Annotated in this window: 17 protein-coding genes; 11 read left to right on the top strand and 6 right to left on the bottom strand. The window is 64.0% G+C overall.

Annotated elements, in window-relative coordinates; genetic code table 11:
* Window positions 1-41 precede the first annotated feature (41 nt).
* From BLT92_RS01685 to BLT92_RS01665, 5 genes are all read left to right on the top strand, one after another.
* The gene (locus BLT92_RS01685) at window positions 42-1,421 is read left to right on the top strand and encodes an LLM class flavin-dependent oxidoreductase (protein ID WP_092102397.1); all 1,380 of its coding nucleotides are present in this window, start codon (window positions 42-44) and stop codon (window positions 1,419-1,421) included.
* 145 nt (window positions 1,422-1,566) lie between these two features.
* Complete coding sequence (locus tag BLT92_RS01680; protein ID WP_092102394.1) at window positions 1,567-2,871, top strand: MFS transporter; 1,305 nt, start codon at window positions 1,567-1,569, stop codon at window positions 2,869-2,871.
* 89 nt (window positions 2,872-2,960) lie between these two features.
* Window positions 2,961-4,520: an MFS transporter gene (locus tag BLT92_RS01675; protein ID WP_092102391.1), complete on the top strand. Its 1,560-nt coding sequence runs from the start codon at window positions 2,961-2,963 to the stop codon at window positions 4,518-4,520.
* Between the two features lie 363 nt (window positions 4,521-4,883).
* Window positions 4,884-6,401, top strand: coding sequence for an NCS1 family nucleobase:cation symporter-1 (locus tag BLT92_RS01670; protein ID WP_092102388.1), 1,518 nt, complete (start codon window positions 4,884-4,886; stop codon window positions 6,399-6,401).
* Window positions 6,402-6,414: 13 nt separating this feature from the next.
* Window positions 6,415-7,140, top strand: a complete 726-nt coding sequence (locus tag BLT92_RS01665; protein ID WP_092102385.1) for an aspartate/glutamate racemase family protein — start codon at window positions 6,415-6,417, stop codon at window positions 7,138-7,140.
* Window positions 7,141-7,142: 2 nt separating this feature from the next.
* Here the strand turns inward: BLT92_RS01665 and BLT92_RS01660 are convergent, their stop codons facing one another.
* Both BLT92_RS01660 and BLT92_RS01655 read right to left on the bottom strand, forming a co-directional pair.
* The gene (locus BLT92_RS01660; protein WP_092102382.1) at window positions 7,143-7,859 is read right to left on the bottom strand and encodes a GntR family transcriptional regulator; all 717 of its coding nucleotides are present in this window, start codon (window positions 7,857-7,859) and stop codon (window positions 7,143-7,145) included.
* Between the two features lie 33 nt (window positions 7,860-7,892).
* Window positions 7,893-9,563 carry a DUF885 domain-containing protein gene (locus BLT92_RS01655; RefSeq protein ID WP_092102379.1) on the bottom strand — a complete coding sequence of 557 codons (1,671 nt, stop codon included), beginning with the start codon at window positions 9,561-9,563 and terminating at the stop codon, window positions 7,893-7,895.
* A 201-nt stretch (window positions 9,564-9,764) separates the two neighbouring features.
* On the opposite strand from BLT92_RS01655, the gene BLT92_RS01650 reads away from it, so the two are divergent.
* The 4 genes from BLT92_RS01650 (at window position 9,765) to BLT92_RS01635 (ending at window position 14,548) form a co-directional block, all read left to right on the top strand.
* Window positions 9,765-10,961 (top strand): MFS transporter, encoded by a 1,197-nt coding sequence (locus BLT92_RS01650; RefSeq protein ID WP_092102376.1) that lies wholly within the window; start codon window positions 9,765-9,767, stop codon window positions 10,959-10,961.
* Window positions 10,962-11,065: 104 nt separating this feature from the next.
* Window positions 11,066-11,863 carry a carbon-nitrogen hydrolase family protein gene (locus BLT92_RS01645; protein WP_092102373.1) on the top strand — a complete coding sequence of 266 codons (798 nt, stop codon included), beginning with the start codon at window positions 11,066-11,068 and terminating at the stop codon, window positions 11,861-11,863.
* 94 nt (window positions 11,864-11,957) lie between these two features.
* Window positions 11,958-12,767 carry a TetR/AcrR family transcriptional regulator gene (locus BLT92_RS01640; protein WP_092102370.1) on the top strand — a complete coding sequence of 270 codons (810 nt, stop codon included), beginning with the start codon at window positions 11,958-11,960 and terminating at the stop codon, window positions 12,765-12,767.
* Window positions 12,764-14,548: an MDR family MFS transporter gene (locus tag BLT92_RS01635; protein ID WP_092102367.1), complete on the top strand. Its 1,785-nt coding sequence runs from the start codon at window positions 12,764-12,766 to the stop codon at window positions 14,546-14,548. The genes BLT92_RS01640 and BLT92_RS01635 overlap by 4 nt, the downstream gene beginning before the upstream one ends.
* Before the next feature lie 71 nt (window positions 14,549-14,619).
* Here BLT92_RS01635 and BLT92_RS01630 read toward each other — a convergent pair whose 3' ends face one another.
* Entirely contained in the window at window positions 14,620-14,934 is a 315-nt protein-coding gene (locus tag BLT92_RS01630) for a hypothetical protein (protein WP_092102364.1), read from the bottom strand.
* Window positions 14,931-16,511, bottom strand: coding sequence for an acyl-CoA carboxylase subunit beta (locus tag BLT92_RS01625; protein ID WP_092102361.1), 1,581 nt, complete (start codon window positions 16,509-16,511; stop codon window positions 14,931-14,933). Before BLT92_RS01625 ends, BLT92_RS01630 begins: the two co-directional genes overlap by 4 nt.
* A gap of 67 nt (window positions 16,512-16,578) precedes the next feature.
* Between BLT92_RS01625 and BLT92_RS01620 the strand changes: the two genes are divergently transcribed.
* Together BLT92_RS01620 and BLT92_RS01615 are read left to right on the top strand one after the other, a co-directional pair.
* On the top strand, window positions 16,579-17,571 hold the full coding sequence (locus BLT92_RS01620; protein ID WP_092102359.1) for a biotin--[acetyl-CoA-carboxylase] ligase: 993 nt from the start codon (window positions 16,579-16,581) through the stop codon (window positions 17,569-17,571).
* Window positions 17,568-19,088: an adenylate/guanylate cyclase domain-containing protein gene (locus BLT92_RS01615; protein WP_092102356.1), complete on the top strand. Its 1,521-nt coding sequence runs from the start codon at window positions 17,568-17,570 to the stop codon at window positions 19,086-19,088. Before BLT92_RS01620 ends, BLT92_RS01615 begins: the two co-directional genes overlap by 4 nt.
* Before the next feature lie 322 nt (window positions 19,089-19,410).
* On the opposite strand, the gene BLT92_RS01610 is transcribed toward BLT92_RS01615, so the two are convergent.
* Window positions 19,411-22,176, bottom strand: a complete 2,766-nt coding sequence (locus tag BLT92_RS01610; RefSeq protein ID WP_092102353.1) for a DNA gyrase/topoisomerase IV subunit A — start codon at window positions 22,174-22,176, stop codon at window positions 19,411-19,413.
* 207 nt (window positions 22,177-22,383) lie between these two features.
* A complete protein-coding gene (locus BLT92_RS01605) occupies window positions 22,384-22,938 on the bottom strand; it encodes a TetR/AcrR family transcriptional regulator (RefSeq protein WP_092102350.1) in 555 nt (184 codons plus the stop codon).
* Window positions 22,939-23,051 lie beyond the last annotated feature (113 nt).

Here is a 23,051-nt window from a genome sequence, read left to right as displayed (position 1 = left end):
CTGCCGCCGACGTCTGACACCGACAAGGAAAGAGACACCCCATGACGAAACCCATCATTCTCAACGCCTTCGACATGATGACCCCGGTCCACCAGTCACCCGGACTGTGGCGCCACCCCGATTCCCGTGTCGAGGAATTCACCCAACTGAGCTTCTGGACCGATCTGGCCAAGACCCTGGAAGAAGGCGGCTTCTCCTCGCTGTTCCTCGCCGACATCCTCGGCGTCTACGACGTCTACGGAGGCAACGCTGACGTCACCAATCGTGGGGGAGTTCAGTTCCCCCTCCTCGACCCGCTCGTCGCAGTGCCTGCTATGGCTGCCGCGACGTCAACGCTGGGATTCGGCGTGACTGCCTCGGTGACCTATGAAAAGCCGTACCTGCTGGCGAGGACGCTGACGACGCTTGACCACTTCACCAATGGGCGGGTGGCCTGGAATATCGTCACCAGCTACGTGGACTCCGCGGCGCGCAACCTGGGGCTCAAGGGTCAGATCCCGCATGACGAGCGCTATGACAGGGCCGACGAGTTCATGGACGTCGTGTACAAACTCCTCGAAGGCTCCTTCACCCCCGAGGCTCTGCGCGCCGATGCCGAGGCCAACGTCTTCGTCGACCCCGAACAGGTTCACGACATCAACCACGAGGGCAAGTTCTTCACCGTCCCCGGCCAGGCGCTCGCCGTGCCCGGGCCACAGGGAACACCACTTCTGTTCCAGGCAGGCGCATCCAAACGCGGGCAGGAGTTCGCCCTCGACCACGCCGAGGCGATCTTCTTCTCCGGACCCACACCACAGATCCTGCGCACCTGGGTCGACAAGGTCCGCGACGGTCTCGAAGAACGAGGACGGGCCCGCGACAGCGTGAAGATCTTCGCGCTCGCGACCGTCGTCGTCGACGACACCGACGAAGCCGCCGAGGCCAGGCTCGCCGACTACACACGCTACGTCGACACCGAATCCGCACTCTCCCTCTTCGGCGGCTGGACCGGCGTCGACCTCTCCGGGGCCAAGCCCGAAGACCCGCTGGAGTACGTGGCCACCGACGCAAACCAGTCCGCGCTCGCCTCATTCACCACGATGGCCGGTGACAAGACCTGGACCATCCGCGACCTTGCAGAGTTCGTCGCCATCGGCGGACGCGGACCCGTCATCACCGGCTCACCCGCGACGATCGCCGATGAGTTCGAACACTGGATGGACGAGGCCGACATCGACGGGTTCAACATCGCCGCAGCCGTCCGCCCGGCCGACGCCGAACGCTTCACGAAGTACGTCTCGCCGGAACTGCGCCGCCGCGGCCTCCTGCCCGAACCGGTTGAGGGCGCCACGGTTCGCGAACAGCTGACCGGGCAGGGCCCGCGCCTGGCCGATGACCACAATGGAGCCGGATTCCGATTGGGCGCCGACGCCTTGGTGTGAGCCGATCCCATTGACCTCATGATTACGACCCCAGGGCCGGTGGATGAGCATTTCGCAGATGACCTGCGAGTTCATCTGCCGGCCACTTCTGGTGGATAATGGTCTGCGGCCATTTTCCGATCCGCCGATCGATCTAGGATCCCGCATGAGCGCAGCGACGCCCAAGACCACTGCCGAGTCCACCTCGGCGCCCACCTACAGACGCAAGGCACTCTTCGCCGCCGCCGTCGGATACGGGCTCGACGGCTTCGACCTACTCATCCTCAGCTTCGCCCTCGGCGGGATCATCGCCACCTTCGGACTCAGCGACGTCGAGGCAGGATCACTGTCGACGATCACCCTCTTCGGAGCGGTCCTCGGCGGCATCATCTTTGGATCCCTGGCCGACCGCTACGGTCGCGTTCGGGTCCTGACCTGGACCGTTCTCATCTTCGCCGTGTTCACCGGACTGAGCTCAATCGCGCAGGGATACTGGGACATGGCCGCCTACCGGTTCATCGCCGGCATCGGAATCGGCGGCGAGTTCGGCATCGGCATGGCATTGGCCGCCGAGGCGGTGCCGGCCAATCAGCGTGCCCGAGCCACCTCATGGGTGGGCGTGGGATTCCAGATCGGCGTCTTCGCCGCAGCCATCGTCTCCGCCCCCGTCATCGCCCTATGGGGCTGGCGGGCACTGTTCGTCATCGGTCTCTTCCCGGCGATCTTCGCCTTCGTTATTCGCCGAGGCGTCGAAGAGCCCGACAAGTTCGTGCAGTCCCAGCGGAGTCGTATAGCGGGGGAGCCGGAAGGCTCAGGGGCCGAATCTGACTCTGACGGGACGCCCCAAGCTGCCGCGGATCTTCCGACGTTTGGCGCGAAGATCCGCGCGCTGGTCAAGGACAAAGCGACCGTGAAGATCACCTTCGCGCTGATCGTCCTCTCGACGGTGCAGAATTTCGGGTACTTCGGCATCATCGCCTGGCTGCCCAACTATCTGTCCGAGAAGATGGACCTCGGTGTCACGAAGGGATCGCTGTGGACGGCGGTGACGGTGATCGGAATGCTCGCTGGCATCCTCATCTTCGGACAGGTCGCCGACAGACTGGGCAGGCGTCAGGCATTCTGGATCTTCCAGGCCGGGGCGATCGTCTCGATCCTCGTCTACAGCCAGATGACCGACCCGACTGCACTGCTCATCGGCGGCTTCTTCATGGGAGCCTTCGCCAACGGCATGCTCGGTGGACATGGTGCCCTGCTTGCAGAGATGTATCCCACGCAGGTGAGAGCCACGGCGCAGAACGTCGTCTTCAACATCGGTCGCGCCCTCGGCGGACTCGCGCCCGTGGTCATCGCTCTGCTCGCGGACTCCTTCGGCTTCGCTTTCGCTCTCGCGCTCCTGCCGACCATCTACCTCATCCAGTTCCTCGCCATGTTCCTGCTTCCGGAGAAGCGCGGCGTCGAACTGGAATAGGTGGACAACTCAGACGACCCGGCGGCCCGTGACATATTGTGACGGCCGGGGGAGCGGGCGAGGACGCGCCCAGACCATACTGAGCGATTGTGAATAGTCCAGAATCTGCCGGCACTTCGGCACATGCACCAGACAAGACCGACTCAGGCCCCACCTCGGCGACGGAGGGCACTGCCAGCGGGACGAAGTCTTCGCGGATCATCCGCAGCGCCTCCGACATCCATTCGGTCCTCGCTGAATTCGGATCCCAGGGCACGAAGACCAAGGCGGTCATCATCCTGGCCCTCGGCGGGATCTTCATGGACGCCTATGACTTCTCCTCCTTGGCCTTCGGCATCACCGCGATCAAGGAGCAGTTCGGGCTCTCCGGTTTCATGACCGGGCTCGTCAACGCTTCGATCATGGTCGGAGCGGTCATCGGCGCTCTCTTCGGCGGATACCTCGTCGACCGCTTCGGGCGCTACAAACTGTTCATGGCCGATATGGTTTTCTTCGTCGTCGCCGCCATCGGCTGTGCCGTGGCTCCCAACGAATGGGTCCTCATCTTCTTCCGCTTCATCATGGGCATCGGTGTGGGGCTCGATCTGCCGGTGGCGATGGCCTTCCTCGCCGAGTTCTCCAAGCTCAAGGGCAAGGGAAACCGCTCCCAGCGCGTCAACGCCTGGTCGCCTGCCTGGTACATCGCCACTGGAATCGGCTACCTCGTCGTCCTCATCATATTCATCAGCCTGCCCTATGACCAGCACGCCATCCTCTGGCGCCTCGTCGTCGGCTTCGGCGCAGTCCCAGCACTCGTGGTGCTCCTCGTGCGCCGCCGCTACCTCGCCGAATCACCCGAATGGCTGGCCAATCAGGGCGACCTGCGCGCCGCCGTCGACGTCATGCGCTCACACCACAACCTCGACGTGAAACTCGCCGCGGATGCGGGCAGCACCACGACGACTGCGGCTGTCGACGCCGGCGGCACTGAGGTACCCACGTCGCAAACATCTCAGCCGCACGCGCCCAAGAGCGGCGGCAAGTGGAGCGGGTTCGCAGAACTCTTCGCCCCGCAGTACCGCGTGCGCACGATCGTCGCCCTCTGCGTGTCCGTCTTCTCCACCTTCGGGTACAACGCCGTCGCCTACGGCACGCCGCTGATCATCACGACGCTGTTCCACCAAACGCCCCTGGTCACGATCATCGCCTCGCTCGTCATCAATCTCGGGTTCGGAGCCATCGGCGGGCTGCTGGGCATGAGCATCGTCAACCGGTTCGGCACCCGCCGCATTACGCTGGTCGGCTTCGTGATCCAAGCTGTGGCACTGGCTCTGCTGGCCATCGTCGGTATCCCGACAGGTGCTCTCGTGCTGGTGTCGGTGGCGATGCTCGCGGCCTTCGTCTTCGCACAGGCAGGAGGACCCGGGGCCAATCTGATGAATTACGCGACCCTGTCCTATCCGACGAGGCTGCGCGGAATCGGCATCGGATTCAATCAGTCCGTGCTCCGTGCGTTCTCGATCGTCTCCCTCATCATGTTCCCGATCCTGGCCGGTTCCATGGGTACCGGAGTCTTCTGGGTCGTCGCCTGTGCACCTCTGGCCGGCGCCATCGCCGTCGGCATCGTCAAATGGGACCCGACGGCCAAGGACGTGGAAGAAGAGGTCTGAGTCTGTGACTCGCATGACCTGAAGCAGGAGAAGATGCTCGTGCGAGGGTGCCATCGGCTGGTTTGCGGCTGATGGCGCCCTCTGCTGTCAGGGAGGCATTCGGACGACCTTTCGAGCACATAGAAAAATAAATGGTATGCCAAAAATATTGGCAATGGTCTGCAGTGTCGAGGGCTGTGACCAGCGGCTGGATCACATGAACGATCACTGTAGTAGAGGGCGTTAACGGCGAAATCGCGAACGTGTCGTTGCGCACCATCTGTGACTGGGATTACGCTGTTCTCGACAGGACTCGCCGCCACAGCGTTGTGATCAGAGATTTTGGTATCCCAGCGGTGTGCTTTTCAGATTTGAGTGAAACCTATGACGAAGACTGAGGCCACGCAGGACTCCGCGCCCACCTGGATGGGCCCGAGCCCCGAACAGTTGGCGGCTCATCGCATCAGCCCACGGTTCTACAACTCGGACCTGGCACCCAGCAAGAAGGAAGGGCGAAGCTGGACCGCCTACAGCGTCTTCACCCTCTGGGCCAACGACGTCCACTCGCTGGGCAACTACGGGTTCGCTCTCGGACTCTTCGCTCTCGGCCTGGGCGCCTGGCAGATCCTCGTCGCTCTGCTCGTCGGTGCCGCACTGCTCTTCTTCCTGCTCACACTCTCCGGCTTCATGGGCCATAAGACCGGCGTGCCCTACCCGGTGATGAGCCGCATCGCATTCGGTGTCCACGGCGCGCAGCTTGCCGCATCTGTGCGCGGAATCGTCGCCATCGCCTGGTTCGGCATCCAGACCTACCTGGCCTCCAGCGTCCTCAACGTCCTGCTCATCACCCTCATGCCCGGCCTGCAGCCGTGGGCCGACACCGAGTTCCTCGGGCTCTCCGGACTGGGCTGGTTCTCGTTCACTCTCCTCTGGATCGTCCAGGTCATCATCGTCAGCTATGGCATGGAGATGATCCGCAAGTACGAGGCGATCGCCGGACCGATCATCCTCGTCACCTTCGTCTCGCTGGCCATCTGGATGCTCTCCCGCGTCGATTTCTCCATTTCCTGGGCCCGGGAAGACGCTCTGTCCGGGTGGCCGATGTGGATGCACATCCTCGGCGGAGGGTCCCTATGGGTCGCGATCTACGGCACCTTCGTCCTCAACTTCTCCGACTTCACCCGCGCCGCGAAGAAGAAGGGATCGATCGTGGTCGGGAACTTCTGGGGCATTCCGATCAACATGCTCGTCTTCGGTCTCGTCGTGATCTCGCTGGCCGGTGCGCAGTACAAGATCGACGGCACAGTCATCACGTCACCGGCCGATATCGTGCAGACCATCGGCAATCCGATCCTCCTGGCGCTGGCCTCCTTTGCGCTGCTCATCCTCACGGTCGCGGTCAATCTCATGGCGAACTTCGTCGCCCCGACCTACGCGCTGACGAATATGTTCCCGCGCCACCTCAACTTCCGCAGCGCAGCGATCATCAGCGCGGTCATCGGCTTCGTCATCCTGCCGTGGAACCTCTACGACTCACCCGTGGTCATCGTCTACTTCCTGGGCGGACTCGGCGCGCTGCTGGGGCCCCTGTTCGGCGTCATCATGGTCGACTACTGGGTGATTAGGAAGACGAAGGTCAACGTTCCCCAGCTCTACACCGAGGCCAATGACGGTGAGTACTTCTACCACCGCGGAGTCAATTGGCGGGCCATCGGAGCCTTCGTTCCGGCCGCCATGATCTCGCTCGTCTTCGCCCTGGTTCCCGCGTTCGCCGGATTCTCTGAGTTCTCCTGGTTCAGCGGGGCAGGCATCGCCGCGATCATCTACTTCATCATCGCCCGCCGGAACTTCACCTTCCGCGAGGTCGACGGCGAAGAGATCGCCGTCCCCACCACTCACTGATTGAGGCCCCACCATGAAAATTCTCGTCGTCAACGTCAATACCACCGAGTCGATGACCGAGTCCATCGCCCATGCGGCACGCGAGGTCGCCTCGGCGGACACCGAAATCATTCCCCTCACGCCGAGCTTCGGTGCCGAATCCTGCGAAGGCAACGTCGAGAGCTATCTCGCGGCGCTGGGAGTCATGGATGCGGTGATGAAGCATCCCGGCGAGTTCGACGCCGTCATCCAGGCCGGATACGGCGAGCACGGGCGCGAGGGACTGCAGGAACTCCTCGACGTTCCCGTCATCGACATCACCGAGGCGGGTGCTGCGCTGGCAATGTTCCTCGGCCACCGGTACGCGGTCGTGACGACGCTTGACCGCACGGTTCCCCTCATTGAGGACCGGCTGCTCCTGGCCGGCCTGAACACGCACTGCACCTCGGTGCGAGCCTCCGGGATGGCTGTGCTCGAGCTGGAGAATCAGCCCGATCGTGCCATTGAGGCGATCGCTGATCAGGCCGCCGAGGCGGTCGACCGTGACCGGGCTGAGGCCATCGTCCTCGGCTGCGGGGGAATGGCAGACCTCAAACAGGTCATCGTCGAGCGATGCGAGGTGCCCGTCGTCGACGGGGTCACCGCTGCGGTGAAACTGGCGGAGTCGCTTGTGGAGCTGGGGCTGAGGACCTCGAAGGTCCGTACCTACGCCACGGCCCGGCCGAAGCAGATGAGCGGGTGGCCCTTCACCGCTGCGTGACCTCAGTCCTCGTCTGTTTCGGTGTCCTGATCTGATGCGGTGTCCTCGCCGACGGCATTGGCGAGGCGCTCCTTGTGCTTGTCGTGCTGTTTCTGACTCGTTCCGAGATGGTGGGCGGCCAGATCCCTGGCCTTCGCCTGGTCCCGATGGGCGATGGCGTCATAGAGCTGGGCGTGCTCCGTGGCGACGAAGTCGAGGTCGTCGTGCTGGCTCAGCTGCCAGCGCATGCGTGAATCGAGTAGCTCACCGATCTCGACGAGGAGTCGGTTGCCGGAGAGCTCGGTGACGATTGCGTGGAAGTCTGCCGCCGAACGGTGCGCGCCGACCACATCACCGGCCTTCGACAGTTCCTTGCCCTTGGCCATTGCGGCCTCGAGCTTGGCCAGGCCTTCCCGGTTGTGGCGCTGTGCGGCGAGTTCGAAGGACAGGATGTCGAAGACGGTCCGGACCTCATTGAGGTCGGCGATGTCGCTGGGGGAGAACTCGCGCACCGTCGACCAGGTGTTGGGCCGATTCGCCACCAGGCCTTCGGAAGCGAGCTGTTTGAGGGCTTCGCGGATCGGCACGCGACTGACGCCGAGCTCCGTGGCGAGGTTTCGCTCCACCAGCTTGCTGCCGGGCAACCGGACGCCGTCGATGATCTCGTTGCGCAGCACCTCGGTGACGCGCACGGTCTCGGAGCGTCGACTGTCAGTGCTCGGGCTGTCGTTGTTCTTCACGAGGTCATTCTCCCACCGGTGATCTACAGAGCGTCAGCGCTTCATGGCCCGGCCCAGGGCGTCGAGGCCGACCGATCCCAGGTTGAGGGCCTTGGTGTGGAAGGCCTTGAGGTCGAAGTCCGCTCCGGCCTCGGTCTTGGCCTCTTCGCGGTATTGCTCCCACAATCGCTGCCCGAGCTTGTAGCTGGGCGCTTGTCCGGGCCAGCCCAGGTAGCGGTCGAGTTCGAAGGCGAGGAAGGACCGGTCCATGGCGACATTGTCGGTGAGGAACTGCCAGGCCTTCTCCCGGTTCCAGATTCCTCCGCCGAGGCTGGCCGGAGCTTCGAGCCCCAGGTGGAAGCCGATGTCGAGGACCACGCGAGCTGCGCGCAGGCGCTGCGAATCGAGCATGCCCAGGTAGTCAGCCGGGTCGTCCAGGAAGCCGAGGTCGGCCATGAGCTTCTCGGCATAGAGGGCCCAGCCCTCACCGTGGCCGGAGACCCAGCACATGAGCCGACGCCAACGGTTGAGGGTGTTGGAGACATAGGTGGCCTGGCCGACCTGCAGGTGATGGCCGGGCACACCCTCGTGATAGACGGTGGTCTTCTCCTGCCAGGTGGCGAACTCGGTGACGCCTTCGGGCACCGACCACCACATTCGGCCCGGACGGGAGAAGTCGTCGGTGGGGCCCGTGTAGTAGATGCCTCCGGTGGCCGAGGGTGCGATCATGCATTCGATTGTGCGCACGGGTTCGGGAATGTCGAAATGTGATTTCCCGAGCTCGGTGATCGCTTCATCGGCGACCTTCTGCATCCACTCACGCAGACCCTCCGACCCATGCAGGGTCCGCTCCGGATCTTTGTTGAGTGTCTCCATGACCTCGAACAGGTCGGCACCGGGCTGAATCTTCTCCGCAACCTCACGCTGCTGCGCGTCGATGCGGGCGAGCTCCTCGAGTCCCCACGCATAGGTCTCATCGAAGTCGACCTCCGCGCCGAGGAAGTCACGCGAGTACAGGGCGTAGGCCTCGCGTCCGCAGGCTTCGTTCTCCCCAGCGGCGGGGAGGAGCTCAGCCGTCAAGAAATCGGCGAGGTGGGAGAACGACTCGCGGGCCGCCTCGGCGTGGGTGTTCAACCGCTGACGCAAGGAGGGCGGGGCGGCGGTGGCTCCGGCAATGAGCTGGTCGAAGTTGCTGCCCGGTTCGGCTACCGCGCGGGCCTGTTCGATGACCTTCTCGACCTGGATCCGGGCCGAGACCTGGCCGCGGCTCTTGGCCAGGGACAGCGACTCCTGATAGCCGGCGACGGACGTGGGCACGGCCGCCATCGTCGTATCCACCGCCTCCCAATCCTGAGCGGTCTCGGTGGGCATGAGGTCGAAGGCGTCGCGGATGGACTGCAGGGGAGACTCGATGACGTTGAGGCTCGAATGCTTGAGCCCGGCCTCGAAATAATCGCGGTCGACGGTGAGCCGGTCGCGCATCGCATCGATGGTGGCGAGGTCGACGTCGTCGAGATCGGCCGCCTTCTCCGCCTCGGCGAGCTTGGCCAGGGTCTTGACAGTGAGATCATTGGCGGCAGCCAGGCCCGCGGGGGAGAAGTCGTCGAAGCCTGTCGCACCGTCGAGGCCGAGGTAGAGGGCCAGCGAGGGGGAGAGTGCGAGCGAGGCGTCAACGTATTCTTCAGCGACGGCGTCGATGGCCGAAGGGGTTCTCTTCTGGGTCATGATTCTCACCCTATATGACTGAGAACACAGCAGTCCGTGGCCATGTGATTAGACCAAGATCACGCTGAGACGCCTCATCGTCGGCAGGAGCCACCCGATAGCATAGGTAGGTCCCCTGGCTCGATCACAGCGGATCAGCCATGACAGCAGACATTCTGGGGACGCTGTGCAGCATTCAACAGAAAGAGAGACTGATCTTCAGTGACACGGGCACAGCTATGGACCAAGGACTTCGTCGTCGGCATCGGTCTCAACCTGGCGATGTCGATGGTGTTCTACCTCCTCATGACGTCCATGGCCGGCTACGCTGTCGCCCGATTCTCCGCCGGTGAGGCTGCGGCCGGATTCGCCTCCTCTTCGTTCGTCGTCGGTGCCGTCGTCTCCCGTGTTCTGACCGGCAAATACCTCGACTTCATCGGCCGCCGGAAGCTGCTCATCATCACCATGGCCGTGTCCATCCTCGCCTCCGTGGCCTACATGTTCGCCGACACCCTCGTCTGGCTGCTGGTCATCCGCATTATCCACGGCATCGCCTTCGGCGCCGGCAACACGGCAATCATGACCGCGATCCAGAGCGTCATCCCCTCCTCCCGCCGAGGTGAGGGCACCGGGTACTTCGGCACCGCGACGACACTGTCCACCGCCTTGGGCCCCTACCTGGGCGTGATCCTCCCGCGCGCCTTCGACTTCGTGATGCTCTTCGGTGCCTCGGCGTTCATGTCGGTTGTCGCTTTCATCCTCTGTGTGGCCATCAAGCTGCCCGTCCAGGAGCTCAGCGAGGAGCAGCGTCGGTCGAAATGGCACTTCAAGATCAGCACCCTCGTGGATCCCGACGGTCTGCGCATCGGTTCGATCATGCTCGTGTGCGGAACCGCCTATGCCGCGGCGCTCGTGTTCCTCGCCGGCTATGCCGCCGACAACGGAGTTCCGGCCGCCGCCTCCCTGTTCTTCGTCGCCTTCGCCGTCGCGTCACTGGTCGCACGACTGTTCGTGGGGCGCATGCAGGATGCCCTCGGCGACAACTTCGTCATCTACCCCGTATTCGTGTTCAACCTGGCCGGCAACATCCTGCTGGCCGTCTGGCCGACCATGCCCGGCATCATCCTCGCCGGTGTCTTCGTCGGCCTGGGCTTCGGTTCCCTCATGCCGTGCATGCAGGCGATCACCGTGAAATCGGTGCCCATGCACCGTGTACCGGTCGCCACCGCCTCCTTCTTCCTGCTCCTCGATGCGGGTTCGGGGATCGGACCGATCATCCTCGGCGCGATCATGCCGCTGACCGGCGGAAACGGCATGTTCATGCTCTGCGCGGGACTTGTGGTCGTCGCCATGATCCTCTACTTCAGCGTCCACGGCCGTCGCCGAGGCGGTCGTCCCGGCCGCGAGTACCTGCACTGAGGAGGCAGCCGAAGTCGAGGTGAGACTGGGCGGAGGTTTCTCCTGCCACGCGATCGCGATAGCCTGAACGCACCGTCGACATCCCCGGATCGCAAGGACTGGCCATGAAATTCGCACTCGCGCAGATCAACTCCACCACCACGGTCGCGGACAACCTCGACAAGGTCAGGGACTACACGAACCGAGCCGCCGAGACGGGTGCCGAGTTCGTCGTCTTCCCCGAGGCTACGATGTCGGCCTTCGGTCCCGGACTGCGCGACGTCGCCGAGGCGAACACCGAATCGTGGCGGGCCGCGATGGCCCAGCTGGCGGCCGACGCCGGCATCACCGTCATCGTGGGGGAGTTCGCCGTCTCAGGTGAGAAGGTGATCAATCTGCTTGCCGTCTACTCGCCGCAGGGTGAGCGCCGCGACTATGCGAAGATCCATCTCTACGACGCCTTCGGGTTCAAGGAATCCGACACCGTCGTCGCCGGTGAGGACCCGGTCGTCATCGACCTCGGCGGCGAGAGCCTCGGTGTGACCCTGTGCTACGACATCCGCTTCCCGAAGCTCTACGCCGAGCTCAGCCGCCGTGGCGCCAAGCTCGCCATCGTCTCGGCGTCCTGGGGCGCGGGGAAGGGCAAGGTCGAGCAGTGGCAGACTCTGGCCCGGGCCCGAGCCTTGGACAGCAATATGTTCGTCGCAGCAATCGGCCAGGCCGATCCCGAGGTCAGCGGTGTCGACGTGCCGAAGAAGGGCCCCACCGGAGTCGGCCACAGTCTCGTGTCCGATCCCTTCGGCCACGTCATCTCCTCACTCGAGGGTGAGGAGGCACTTGAGATCGTCGAGGTGGACCTCGCGGGAGCCGACAAGGCCGCCGAGGCGATTCCGGTGCTGACGAATGCGAAGCTCGGGTACTGAGCGGGGCAGTCGAGAAGGGGGATTCCTGGGAGTGTGCCGTAGAACACGATAATTGCACTTGAGGCAAAAATGCACGGGGTGCAATAATGTGGATATGAACTCCACAACTCCTGGCGAGCCGACGCCCGCCGACACTGAGGCAGTCGACTCGGCAGCCACAGAGGCGGCTGCCGCCCCGGGCGACGCCGAACAGTCCGAAGGTCTGCGCGAGCGCAAGAAGCGCGAGCGCGGTCAGGCCCTGCGCCAGGCTGCCCTCGATCTGGCGCTCGAGAACGGCTACACCAATGTCACCGTCGAAGACATCTGCGAACGCTGCGGAGTCTCACGACGAACCTTCTTCAACTACTTCACGAGCAAAGAAGAGGCACTGCTCGGGCGTGCCGACACCGTCTTCGACGATGAAGATCAGCCCGCCATCGAGGCATTCGAAGCCGGTGGTCCTCGTGGCAGGCTCCTCACCGACCTTCAGCACCTGCTGGCCTCGGTGGTCCGGACTCGCCTGAACAAGCGCGAAGAGATGCACCAATACCACCAGCTGATGAAGCAGGATCCCTCGCTCATGCAGGCTCAGATGTCGCGCATGGGAAACAATGAGCGCCTGTTCCGGGAGATGATCCAACGTCGCCTCGACCAGGCAACGGGGGGCACGGGAATCCCCGCTGCCGACGAGAGCCCCACAGCCGCCTCGGCGACGGAATCGCAAACCGAGCGCCCAGACTCGGGCCACTGCCACGAGGAGGACGATGTGTCGGTCTCCACGCGGGCCGAGGCCCTGGCCGCGCTGGCAATGATGGCGCTCAAGGCGACCTTCATGCGCCTGCGCAAGGTCGAGGGCGACCCCGCCCCGGTCATCGCGGAACTGTTCGACGAACTGCGAGACGTATTTGAGGAGGAATCCGCATGAGTGCAGCACCCGAGACTGCTGAGAAGGCACCGATCGTCTTGACCAAGAAGACGATCATCCTGATCTTCTCCGCGCTCATGGCCGCCATGTTCCTGGCGACCCTGGACCAGACGATCGTCTCGACGGCAATGCCGACGATCGTGGGCGAACTCGACGGCGTCGAGCATCAGGCCTGGCTGGTCACCATCTACCTGCTGGCGATGACCATCGTCATGCCGCTGTACGGAAAGTTCGGCGATATGTGGGGCCGGAAGGTCATCTTCCTCATCGCGATCGCGATCTTCGTCGTCGGCTCATTCGGATCGGGCATGGCACAGAACTTCTGGGAGCTCATCGCCTGGCGCGGCTTCCAAGGACTGGGCGGCGGCGGTCTGATGATCCTGTCGCAGGCCATCATCGCCGACATCATCCCCGCCAGCGAACGCGGCAAGTACATGGGACCACTGGGCGGACTGTTCGCGATCTCCAGCGTGCTCGGACCGGTCCTCGGCGGCTTCTTCACCCAGCACATGGACTGGCGCTGGTGCTTCTGGATCAATGTTCCCATCGGCATCATCGCGTTCTTCATCGCCCTCTTCGCCCTCAAACTGCCCAGCCATAGGTCCGAGCAGAAGGTGGACTTCCTCGGCATCATCTTCATGGTGGCTGCCACCTCGCAGCTGATCCTGGTGACCAGCTGGGGCGGTCACGACTACGACTGGAACTCGCCGACCATCATCGGACTCATCATCGGCACCGTGGTCTCTGCGCTCATCTTCGTCTATGTCGAGTCGAAGGTCAGCAACCCGATCATCCCGATCACCCTGTTCAAGAACAAGACCTTCGTCCTCTCGACGGTCATCGGCCTGCTGCTGGGCCTGGGAATGTTCTCCGCGATGGCATTCCTGCCCACGTTCATGCAGATGGCATCCGGTACGGATGTGACAGGTTCCGGGTTGCTCATGCTCCCGATGATGGCCGGCGTCATGCTGACCTCGATCGTCTCGGGCTTCATCGTGTCGAAGACCGGAAAGTATAAGATCTACCCGCTCTTCGGCACGCTTATCGCCGGTCTGGCATTGGCGTGGATGACGACCATGACGGCGGAGACCTCGATGTTCCTCATCGGATGCATGATCTTCACGATGGGCTTCGGCCTCGGCCTGGTCATGCAGATCATCGTCCTCGTCATCCAGAACTCCGTGGCCCCGGAGATGGTTGGCACCGCAACCTCGACGAACAACTACTTCCGCGAGATCGGCGCCTCTGTGGGCACGGCGCTGTTCGGGTCGATCTTCACCTCTCGGCTGGCCGACAAGGTCGGCGAAGCCATGTCGCAGGCACCGGGTGGTGCGGCTGCCGGCGGCGCGTCGACCGATTCGCTGACCCCGGAATCTGTGTCCGCGCTGCCCGGGCCCATCCACGATCTGGTCGTCAACGCCTACGCGGATGCTCTGGCACCGTCGTTCTGGTATATGGTGCCGGTGTTCCTCGTCGCCTTCGTCCTCGCCTGGTTCCTGCCGCAGCTCAAGCTCTCCGACGTCGCCGGCATGGTGGCTCGCGGTGAAGCTGTCTACGGCGATGACATGGGCGGTCCGAGCCGAGGCGTCGTGAACCCTTCGTCGGACTCGACACCGGCCGATGGGCGCAGCCCTCAACGGTTGAGCACGGTCAGCGTCGAGGTGGAACCAGGTGGCCAGGTGGAACCGGGTGGCCAGGTGGAACCGAGCGATCGCGCGGATGCTCAGCACCGACCAGAGTCGGGAACTGATCCGGAGAAGGCAGAATACCGCCTCAGGTAGGCAGCTCCCCTCGCGGACACAGTTCGGGCGCCGACAGTGCAACTGTCGGCGCCCGAAGCGTATCCGTCGGCTCAGCGACCCAGTGTCTGCGTCCAGGTCTGGGGGAGGCGTCGGCGCACATTGCGGCGCGGGGCATTGAAGCCGGCGCGATCACGCTTCGTCGTCTCCATCTGATCCGCCGCCGCGGCCTGATTGGCAGCGTAGGCGAGGGCCACCTGACGGATCGCAACCACGGCCGCCACCGCTGCGGCGCTGGCCATGTCATCGCTGACGGGTTCGCCGTCGTGCGCCCGCACCTGCGTCCGGCCCCCGACCGAGGCGGGAAAGTCGTTGGCAACGGCGTCGTCTGCGACCTCGGCAGGGGATTGCTGTGCTTCCTGACTCATAGTGGGATGTTACCGTGCTTGCGCGCGGGAGCGTCAACGTGCTTGTTCTTCAGTGCCCGCAGGCTGCGCACGATCCGGCTCCGGGTCTCACTCGGCTTGATGACCGCGTCGATGTAGCCTTCTTCGGCAGCCAGGTACGGGTTGAGGAGTGCATCCTCATAATCCTGGATCAGCTCGTCACGCAGCGCATCGACGTCCTCGCCGGCTTCACCGGCGGCCTTGAGCCTGCGCCTGTAGACGATGTTCGCCGCACCCTGAGCACCCATGACCGCGATCTGGGCACTGGGCCACGCGAGGTTGATGTCCGCGCCCAGCTGCTTCGAGCCCATGACACAGTACGCTCCGCCGTAGGCCTTGCGGGTGATGAGAGTGACCAGGGGAACCGTTGCTTCGCCGTAGGCGTAGATGAGCTTCGCCCCGCGGCGGATGATGCCGCTGAACTCCTGGTCCGTGCCGGGCAGGAAACCGGGCACGTCGACGAAGGTGAGGATCGGAATGTTGAACGCATCGCAGAGCCTCACGAAGCGTGCCGCCTTCTCCGAGGCATCGATGTCCAGTGTTCCCGCCAGCTGCATCGGCTGGTTCGCGATGACGCCGACGCTGACTCCTTCGACACGACCGAAGCCGGTGACGATGTTCGGAGCGAAGAGTTCGGAGACCTGCAGGAACTCCCCGTCGTCGAGGACGGTGGTGACGACATCGAGGATGTCGTAGGGCTGTGAGGGTGAATCCGGCATGAGCGAATCCAGCGCCTCGTCCTCAGGAGCAGTGGCCAGATCCGATTCGAACTCGTCGGCATCGGTCGGGTCGAGGTTGTTCTGCGGCAGGAACGAGAGCAGGTCACGCGTGTAGTTCAGCGCGTCCTCCTCGTCGCTGGCCAGATAGTGGGCGTTGCCGGAGACGGTATTGTTCGTGCGGCCGCCGCCGAGGTCCTCATGGCCGACCTCCTCGCCGGTGACGGTCTTGATGACGTCGGGCCCGGTGATGTACATGTGGCTGATCTGATCGACCATGATCGTGACGTCGGTCAGCGCGGGGGAGTAGACCGCGCCGCCGGCCGAGGGCCCCATGATCAGAGAGATCTGCGGGATCACGCCGGAGGAGGCCACGTTGAGGCGGAAGATCTCCGCGAACAGGGCGATCGAGCCCACACCCTCCTGGATCCGGGCGCCACCGGAATCGTTGATGCCGATGATGGGGCAGCCCAACTTGATGGCGAGCTTCTGGACCTTGACGATCTTCCGACCGTTCGCCTCGGCGAGGGAGCCGCCGAGGACGGTGAAGTCGTGGGCGAACACGGCCACGGTCTTACCCTCGATCGTGCCCAGACCGCACACCACACCGTCACCGTCGGGGCGGTTGTTCTCCATCCCGAACTGGTGGTTGTGGTGGCGGGCGAACTCGTCGATCTCCTGGAACGAATCCTCGTCGAGGAGAGCCTCGATGCGTTCGCGAGCGGTCTGCTTGCCGCGCTTGTGCTGGTTGGCCACCGACTTCTCATTGCCGGTATGGGCCGCATCCCGGCGCTGGACGAAAGCGTCGATGCGCTCACCTGTTGTTCGTGGGGTATCCGTCATGCCTCCACAATAACGACGCCCGGTGCGATCATTGTGCACTCCCGCCAAAAGAATCTAAAGTGGACTGGTGAACAGCCAACACAGTCCCTTCCTCGTCGATGTCGAATCCCTTCGCCGCAAGGCCGCGGCCCGCGACCTCGACCTGCCGGTGATCATCTGGGACGACGTGTGCTCGTCGACGAATGACGAGCTGGCCTCACTGGTGCGGGGGCAGTCCACGCTCGCCGATGACCCAACCGATCGCACACGCCGGATCGCTGTCTCAAACGCCACCGACTTCGCCGAGGTGCCCGCCCAGTTCTGCGTCTACGGCACCGATCATCAGAACGCCGGTCACGGCCGGCTGGGGCGGACCTGGACGGTGCCCGCCCGTCGTTCACTGACGTTCTCGATCGTTTTGGAGCCCGGTGCCGTCTTCGACTCGTGGGGGTGGATCCCGCTGATCGCCGGGGAAGCGGTGCGAGCGGCCATCGCCGAGGCGGGAGTGTCGGCAGTGCTCAAGTGGCCCAACGATGTGCTGACTGCAGACGGGAAGAAGCTGTGCGGAATCCTCGCCAGAGTCGAACCTCTGCCGACGGGCCCGCGAATCGTACTGGGAATGGGGATCAACACCCGGCTGCAACCTGACGATCTGCCTCGTGAGAGCGCGAGTTCCATCGCTATCGAAACGGACACGGACGGTTCAGAAGTTGCTCATGAAGACTTGTTAATCTCGATTCTGAGCACACTGATTCCTGCCTACAGGGAGCTTGTCGAGTATGACGATGACGATTTCAGCCGCAGCACGGTCGGCAACGAGGTGCGTGCGAACATGGTGACACTCGGGACTCAGGTCAGGGTCGAACGCCCCGATGGAAGCAACCTGTACGGCCGAGCGACCGGACTCGACGCCGGCGGCGACCTCATCATCGACAATGACATCAGCGTCAGTGCAGGCGATGTCCACCACCTGAGACCGGCTGCCGACGGCACTGCCACCGGCACAGCCGCGGGCACTGCCACCGGCACCGCCACGGACGCCGCCACTGGGACAGCCAGAGGCCTCGGAGGTCGCAGATGACCGGCGTCTCGGACTTCACCGCCCAGTTCGATATCGTGACCGGTGAGTCACTGGGTGAGGCTGCGGAAGACGAATCCACTCAGGGTCGGAGCACCGAGGATCCCGCTGACTCTACCGATGGCACGGATGCGACCGATGACGCGGACGCAACCGGTGGCGCGGATGCGGCTCAGGACTCGAGCCGCGGCCCCCAGACAATTCCGGTGATCACGGAGGAACACATCGACGCATCATCCACCTCGGACACCCCGCCGGCCGCCTCGGCGCCCCCTTCCGTCGAAGGGATCGAACACGGCGATGAGGACCTGCCTCCCACCTCGCTGATGTCGACCGTGCCTTGGGCCGAGGATGAGGACTCCTCGGGCGAGACCGCGGGCGGCGACTTCTCCGGGGGACTGCACGAGGATCCGCGCACCGCGGCCCTGCAGATCATCGACGAAGACGACGAGGATGAGGACGAAACCGTCTACGAGACCCGCAGCGCCGCCGAACGGCTCGAGGAGATCCTCCTCGACGGCAAACGCGTGCTCGACCGGAGGGAGGCGGCGAAGCTCGGCGGCATCTCCACGGTCTCGGCGCGGAAGATGTGGCGGGCGCTGGGCATGTCGCAGACGGACGGGACTGAGAAGGCCTACACCGTCAGTGACGCCCACGCTCTGCGGATGTGGGCCAAGCCCGTGGCCGACGGCCTCATCGATCAGGGCACGGCGCTGTCCCTGGCCCGCGCAATCGGCCAGACCACGGACCGTCTGGTCGTGTGGCAGATGGAGACTCTCGTCGATTTCCTCACCGAGGAGAAGGGACTGACCGATCCCGAGGCCAGGCGCGATGCGCTGCAGGTCGTCGAGGACATGGTCGATCCTCTGCAGAAGATGTTGACGTATTCCTGGCGGCGCAACCTCGCCGAGGTCATGGGACGGCTCAACGTCAACGTCTCCGACGGCCTGGCCATGGACAACAGGCAGGGCTGGTACGACTCGTCGATGCCGCTGGCTCGTGCGGTCGGCTTCATCGACCTCGTCTCCTATACGCGCCTGTCGCAGAAGATGGAGCCGAGGCAGCTGGCGAATCTGGTGCAGGAGTTCCAGGGCATGGCCTACAACATCGTGGCCACCGGTGGCGGCCGGGTCATCAAGACCGTCGGCGATGAGGTCTTCTTCGCCGCCGAGACGCCGATGGGCGGTGCAGAGATCGCGATGACCCTGATGGAGCGCGTCACCGCGGCCGAGGACCTTCCGCAGGCGCGGGTCGGCTTCGTCTGGGGCAGGGTCCTGTCACGGCTGGGCGACATCTTCGGATCGAGCGTCAATCTGGCAGCCCGGCTCACCGCCGTGGCAGACCCGGGCACGATCTTCACCGACGAGGACACGGCGCGAGTCCTCTCGGCCTCGGACTCCTACGTCTTCGAACGGCGCGAGTCGATCACGCTCCAGGGGCTGGGGGAGACCGGTATCGGCGAGATGAAGCGCGGAACCGCCGCCCGCATGCAGCTGGACCTCGACGACGACGAGAACTGAGTCGCGCGTCGCGCGTAGGTGTGCGGGCATGTTCGCCCGCACCCGAACGTGCATCAGCATCCCGCACGTCTATCCTGCGCCGTTAGGCGCATCCCGCACCGTTAGCCGCATTCGGCACCAGCGCCCCGCCCGCACACCGCAACGGTGCGTCCACTCGGCACCGTTAGCAGCACTCCGCACCGTTAGGCGCAGTTTAGACATCTGCAGTGGTTGCATATACGACCACGGGTACCACTCGCGAAGTGGTCCATGAACGCGATCACCCGTTGGCGGCAGGGCAGCTTTTCCCAGGAATTACCTCGGACCAGCCCCGCTCAATTCCTCAGAACAGTGCGCTGTCGTCATCGTCGTCATCATCATGCGAAACGATGACAGCGTCGTCGGAGTCCACCTTCGAGCGGGCGATCTCTTCCTTCGCCTCGTTGAGATCGCCGCCGTCAGCAGGTTCGCGGTCGAGTTCGTCGAAGCTCGTCGCCAGGCCCTGGGTGCGCGAGGCCGCCGAGGAGGACGCACCACCGCCGGGCGCTCCCGTGTCGTCGATCGCCCCAGCATTGCCGGAAGCCCCGGCGCCACCGCCGGAAACCCCCGAATCGCCGCCCGCCCCCGAATCGCCGGTCGCATCTTCGGCGTCGCCGAGGCGGGGGACCGTTCCGATGATGTCGATCTTGGATTCGAGAGGTGAGCCTGAGGCATCGCGCTTCGACATCTCGGCTGGCAGTGTCCTGGCTCCTCCGCCCTGAGCCGCAGCCTGCGGAGTGTCGCCGACCCAGGCCAGTGACAGCGCGGTCTCGCCCTTGAGGAATTTGTGGGCGCGCACTCCCGAGGTCGCACGGCCCTTGGTCGGGAACTCGGAGAAGTCGCTGACCTTGATCGATGACGATGGTGCGCCGTAGAAGTTCTCACCGCTGGCGACCGTGACCACGGCGAATGTGCCGATGCTGGTATCGGCGTCTCCGTCCTCATCGGTCTTGGCAGCCTTGGGAGTCATGCCGAAGAAGATGGCGCGCGCATCGGCGGCGACCTTCATTCCCGCCACACCTGAGGCATTCCAGCCCTGGGCCCGCAGCCCCGAGGCGTCGAAGGCCAGCAGCTGCGAGCTCGAGGTCACGAACACCGCCAGAGACTCGTCGATGTCCTTGGGCTGAGCGACTCCGATGACGGAATCCTTGCCCTTGAGCGTGATCGCTTCCCATTCGCTCTTGTTCGGCCGTGCGGCCACGGACACGCGCTTGACGACACCGCCTGCGGTTCCGACGACGAACTCCCGGTCGAGGTCGATGAGACCGAGCACCGACTCGTTCTTCTCCTGACTCACATAGTCGGCGATCTTGACTCCGCCGGCGACATTCGGCCTGGTCGCGGCCGGCGGCAGCGCCGGGAGGTCGACGACATCGACCATGTGCACACGCCCTGTCGAGGTCACCGCTCCGACCTTGCCCTGAGTCGTCGACACGATCTCAGAGCGCAGAGCGTCATGACTCGAGCGCTTCCCGACCCTCTGCAGCGCCGAGGCATCTGCTGTCCGGGCGATACGGCCCGAGGTCGACAGCAGCACCCGGCAGGGGCCATCGGCGATCTTGAGATCCGACTGGGCCTTCTTGCCCTTGGCGCTCAACTCCTTCATCGACCCTTCGATGAGGACCGTGCGCCGAGGCGAGCCGATGACTTCCGCCGTCGCCTCGAGCTCAGTGGCCACGAGTTCGCGCAGCTTGGCCTCATCGGCCAGGAGCGACTCGAGGTAGTCGATCTTCTTGCGCAGTTCGTCACGCTCGGCCTCGAGCTCGATGCGCGAGAACTTCGTCAGCCGGCGCAGCTGCAGGTCGAGGATGTAGGTGGCCTGGAGCTCCGAGAGGTCGAAGACGTCCATCAGGCGAGTCCTGGCCGTGGCAGCATCGTCGGAGGAGCGAATGAGCTGGATGACCTCGTCGATATCGAGGATCGCGATGAGCAGGCCCTCGACGAGGTGGAGGCGATCCTTGGCCTTGCGCAGCTGGAACACGGTGCGGCGCCGGACGACATCGATGCGGTGGGCGAGGTAGACGGTCAGCAGCTCGCGCAGTCCCAGCGTTCGCGGTTGACCGTCGACGAGGCAGACATTGTTCATGCTGAACGATTCTTCGAGCGGGGTCTGCCGGTAGAGCTCAGCGAGGACCGCCTCCGGATTGAAGCCGTTCTTGATGCCGATGACCAGGCGCATGCCGTTCTTGCGGTCCGAGTAGTCGTCGATCGAGGCGATGCCGGTGAGCTTCTTCGCACCGACAGCGTCCTTGACCTTCGCCACGACCTTCTCCGGTCCCACAAGGTAGGGCAGCTCTGTGACGACGATACCCTTACGCCGGGCATTGATGTTCTCGATCGACACCGTGGCCCGGGTGCGGAAGGTGCCGCGACCTGTCTCATAGGCGTCGCGGACCCCGTCGAGTCCGATGATCCGTCCGCCGGTGGGCAGATCCGGGCCGGGGATGAAGCGCATGAGCTCGGCCAGGCCCGCTTCCGGATTCCGGATCAGGTGGCAGCAGGCGGCGATGACCTCGCCCGGATTGTGCGGGGCCATATTGGTGGCCATGCCCACGGCGATTCCGGAAGTGCCGTTGATGAGCAGGTTCGGGAAAGCACTGGGCAGAACCTCAGGCTGAGTCAGCGTATTGTCGTAGTTGCCGACGAAGTCGACGACATCCTCGTCGAGGCCGGCGATCATCTGCATGGAGGCCGAGGTCAGCCGTGCCTCCGTGTAACGCGGGGCCGCGGGGCCGTCATCGAGGGAACCGAAGTTTCCGTGGCCGTCGACGAGCGGCACACGCATGATGAAGCTCTGGCTCAGACGCACCAGTGCGTCGTAGATCGCGGTGTCACCGTGAGGGTGGAGCTTGCCCATGACATCGCCGACGATGCGGGAGGACTTCACATGACCGCGCTCGGGGCGCAGCCCCATGTCTCCCATCTGGTAGACGATGCGCCGCTGGACGGGCTTCAGACCATCGCGTGCGTCGGGCAGGGCGCGGGCGTGGATGACTGAGACCGCATATTCGAGGAACGAACTCTCCATCTCTGATGAGACGTCGACATCGATGACTCTGCCTTCGGCCATGGAACTCCTTTGACGCACGATTCTTCCGCTCCGGATGCTCTCTCATGCACCGAGTCGAGGCATCGGCAACGGAGAGCACCTGTCGATTCTAGCGTTCGATTTGAGTTCTACGGCTCAAGACCGCTTTTCCGGGGGCGTCCGTGTCGTTCGCACGTATGCCTGCGCCGGTGTTCTGAGGTCAAATCACAACTGTGTCCTCAGGCAGGTTCAGGCTGGTGTCACGGCGGTGCCCATCCATGCGAGGAACTGTTCCATGAACGACTCGATGTGCGGACGATCCGCCGTTCCTGCGATCAGTTCGGCGACCATCATACCCATCACCGAGCTGTTGATCGTGCGTGCCATTTCGGCATCGACCTTGGCCAGTCGCATGACGAACTCGTCGATCTTGGCCATGTTCTTCTGCTTCGCTGCCACTGCCTCGTCCGGTAGTGCGGGGTCGAGGCTGAGCATGATCATCGTGTAGAAGCGATTGCGGTCCGTGGTCAACCAGCTCATGCAGAAATCGACGGCGATCTCCTGGGCAGGCTTGCCGCTGCTGTGGAACATGTCCGGCAGACGCTCGAGCTGCTGGGTATTGAGCTCGCCGATGCGCTCCATGATTCCGGTGACCAGGGCATCACGGGTGCGGTAGACGTTCGACGTGGAGCCGACGGGCAGTTCGGCAAGGGCATCGACTGCCCTATGGGTGAGTCCACGAACTCCCTGTTCGGCGACTACGGCTATTGCGGAGTCGGTGACGACGTCTCTTCGTGAAATCATTTCTTTCGGGCCTCACTCTCGTGAGACACCTGCAGTGCAGGTGTCTTTGGGACGGTGGATGACCAGCGGCTGGTCACAGACTATGGCTAATATTCGGCCACACACTAAAACAC

The organism is Brevibacterium picturae (assembly GCF_900105045.1).
Classification (GTDB): Bacteria; Actinomycetota; Actinomycetes; order Actinomycetales; family Brevibacteriaceae; genus Brevibacterium; species Brevibacterium picturae.
This window is presented reverse-complemented; position numbering and strand designations above follow the sequence as displayed.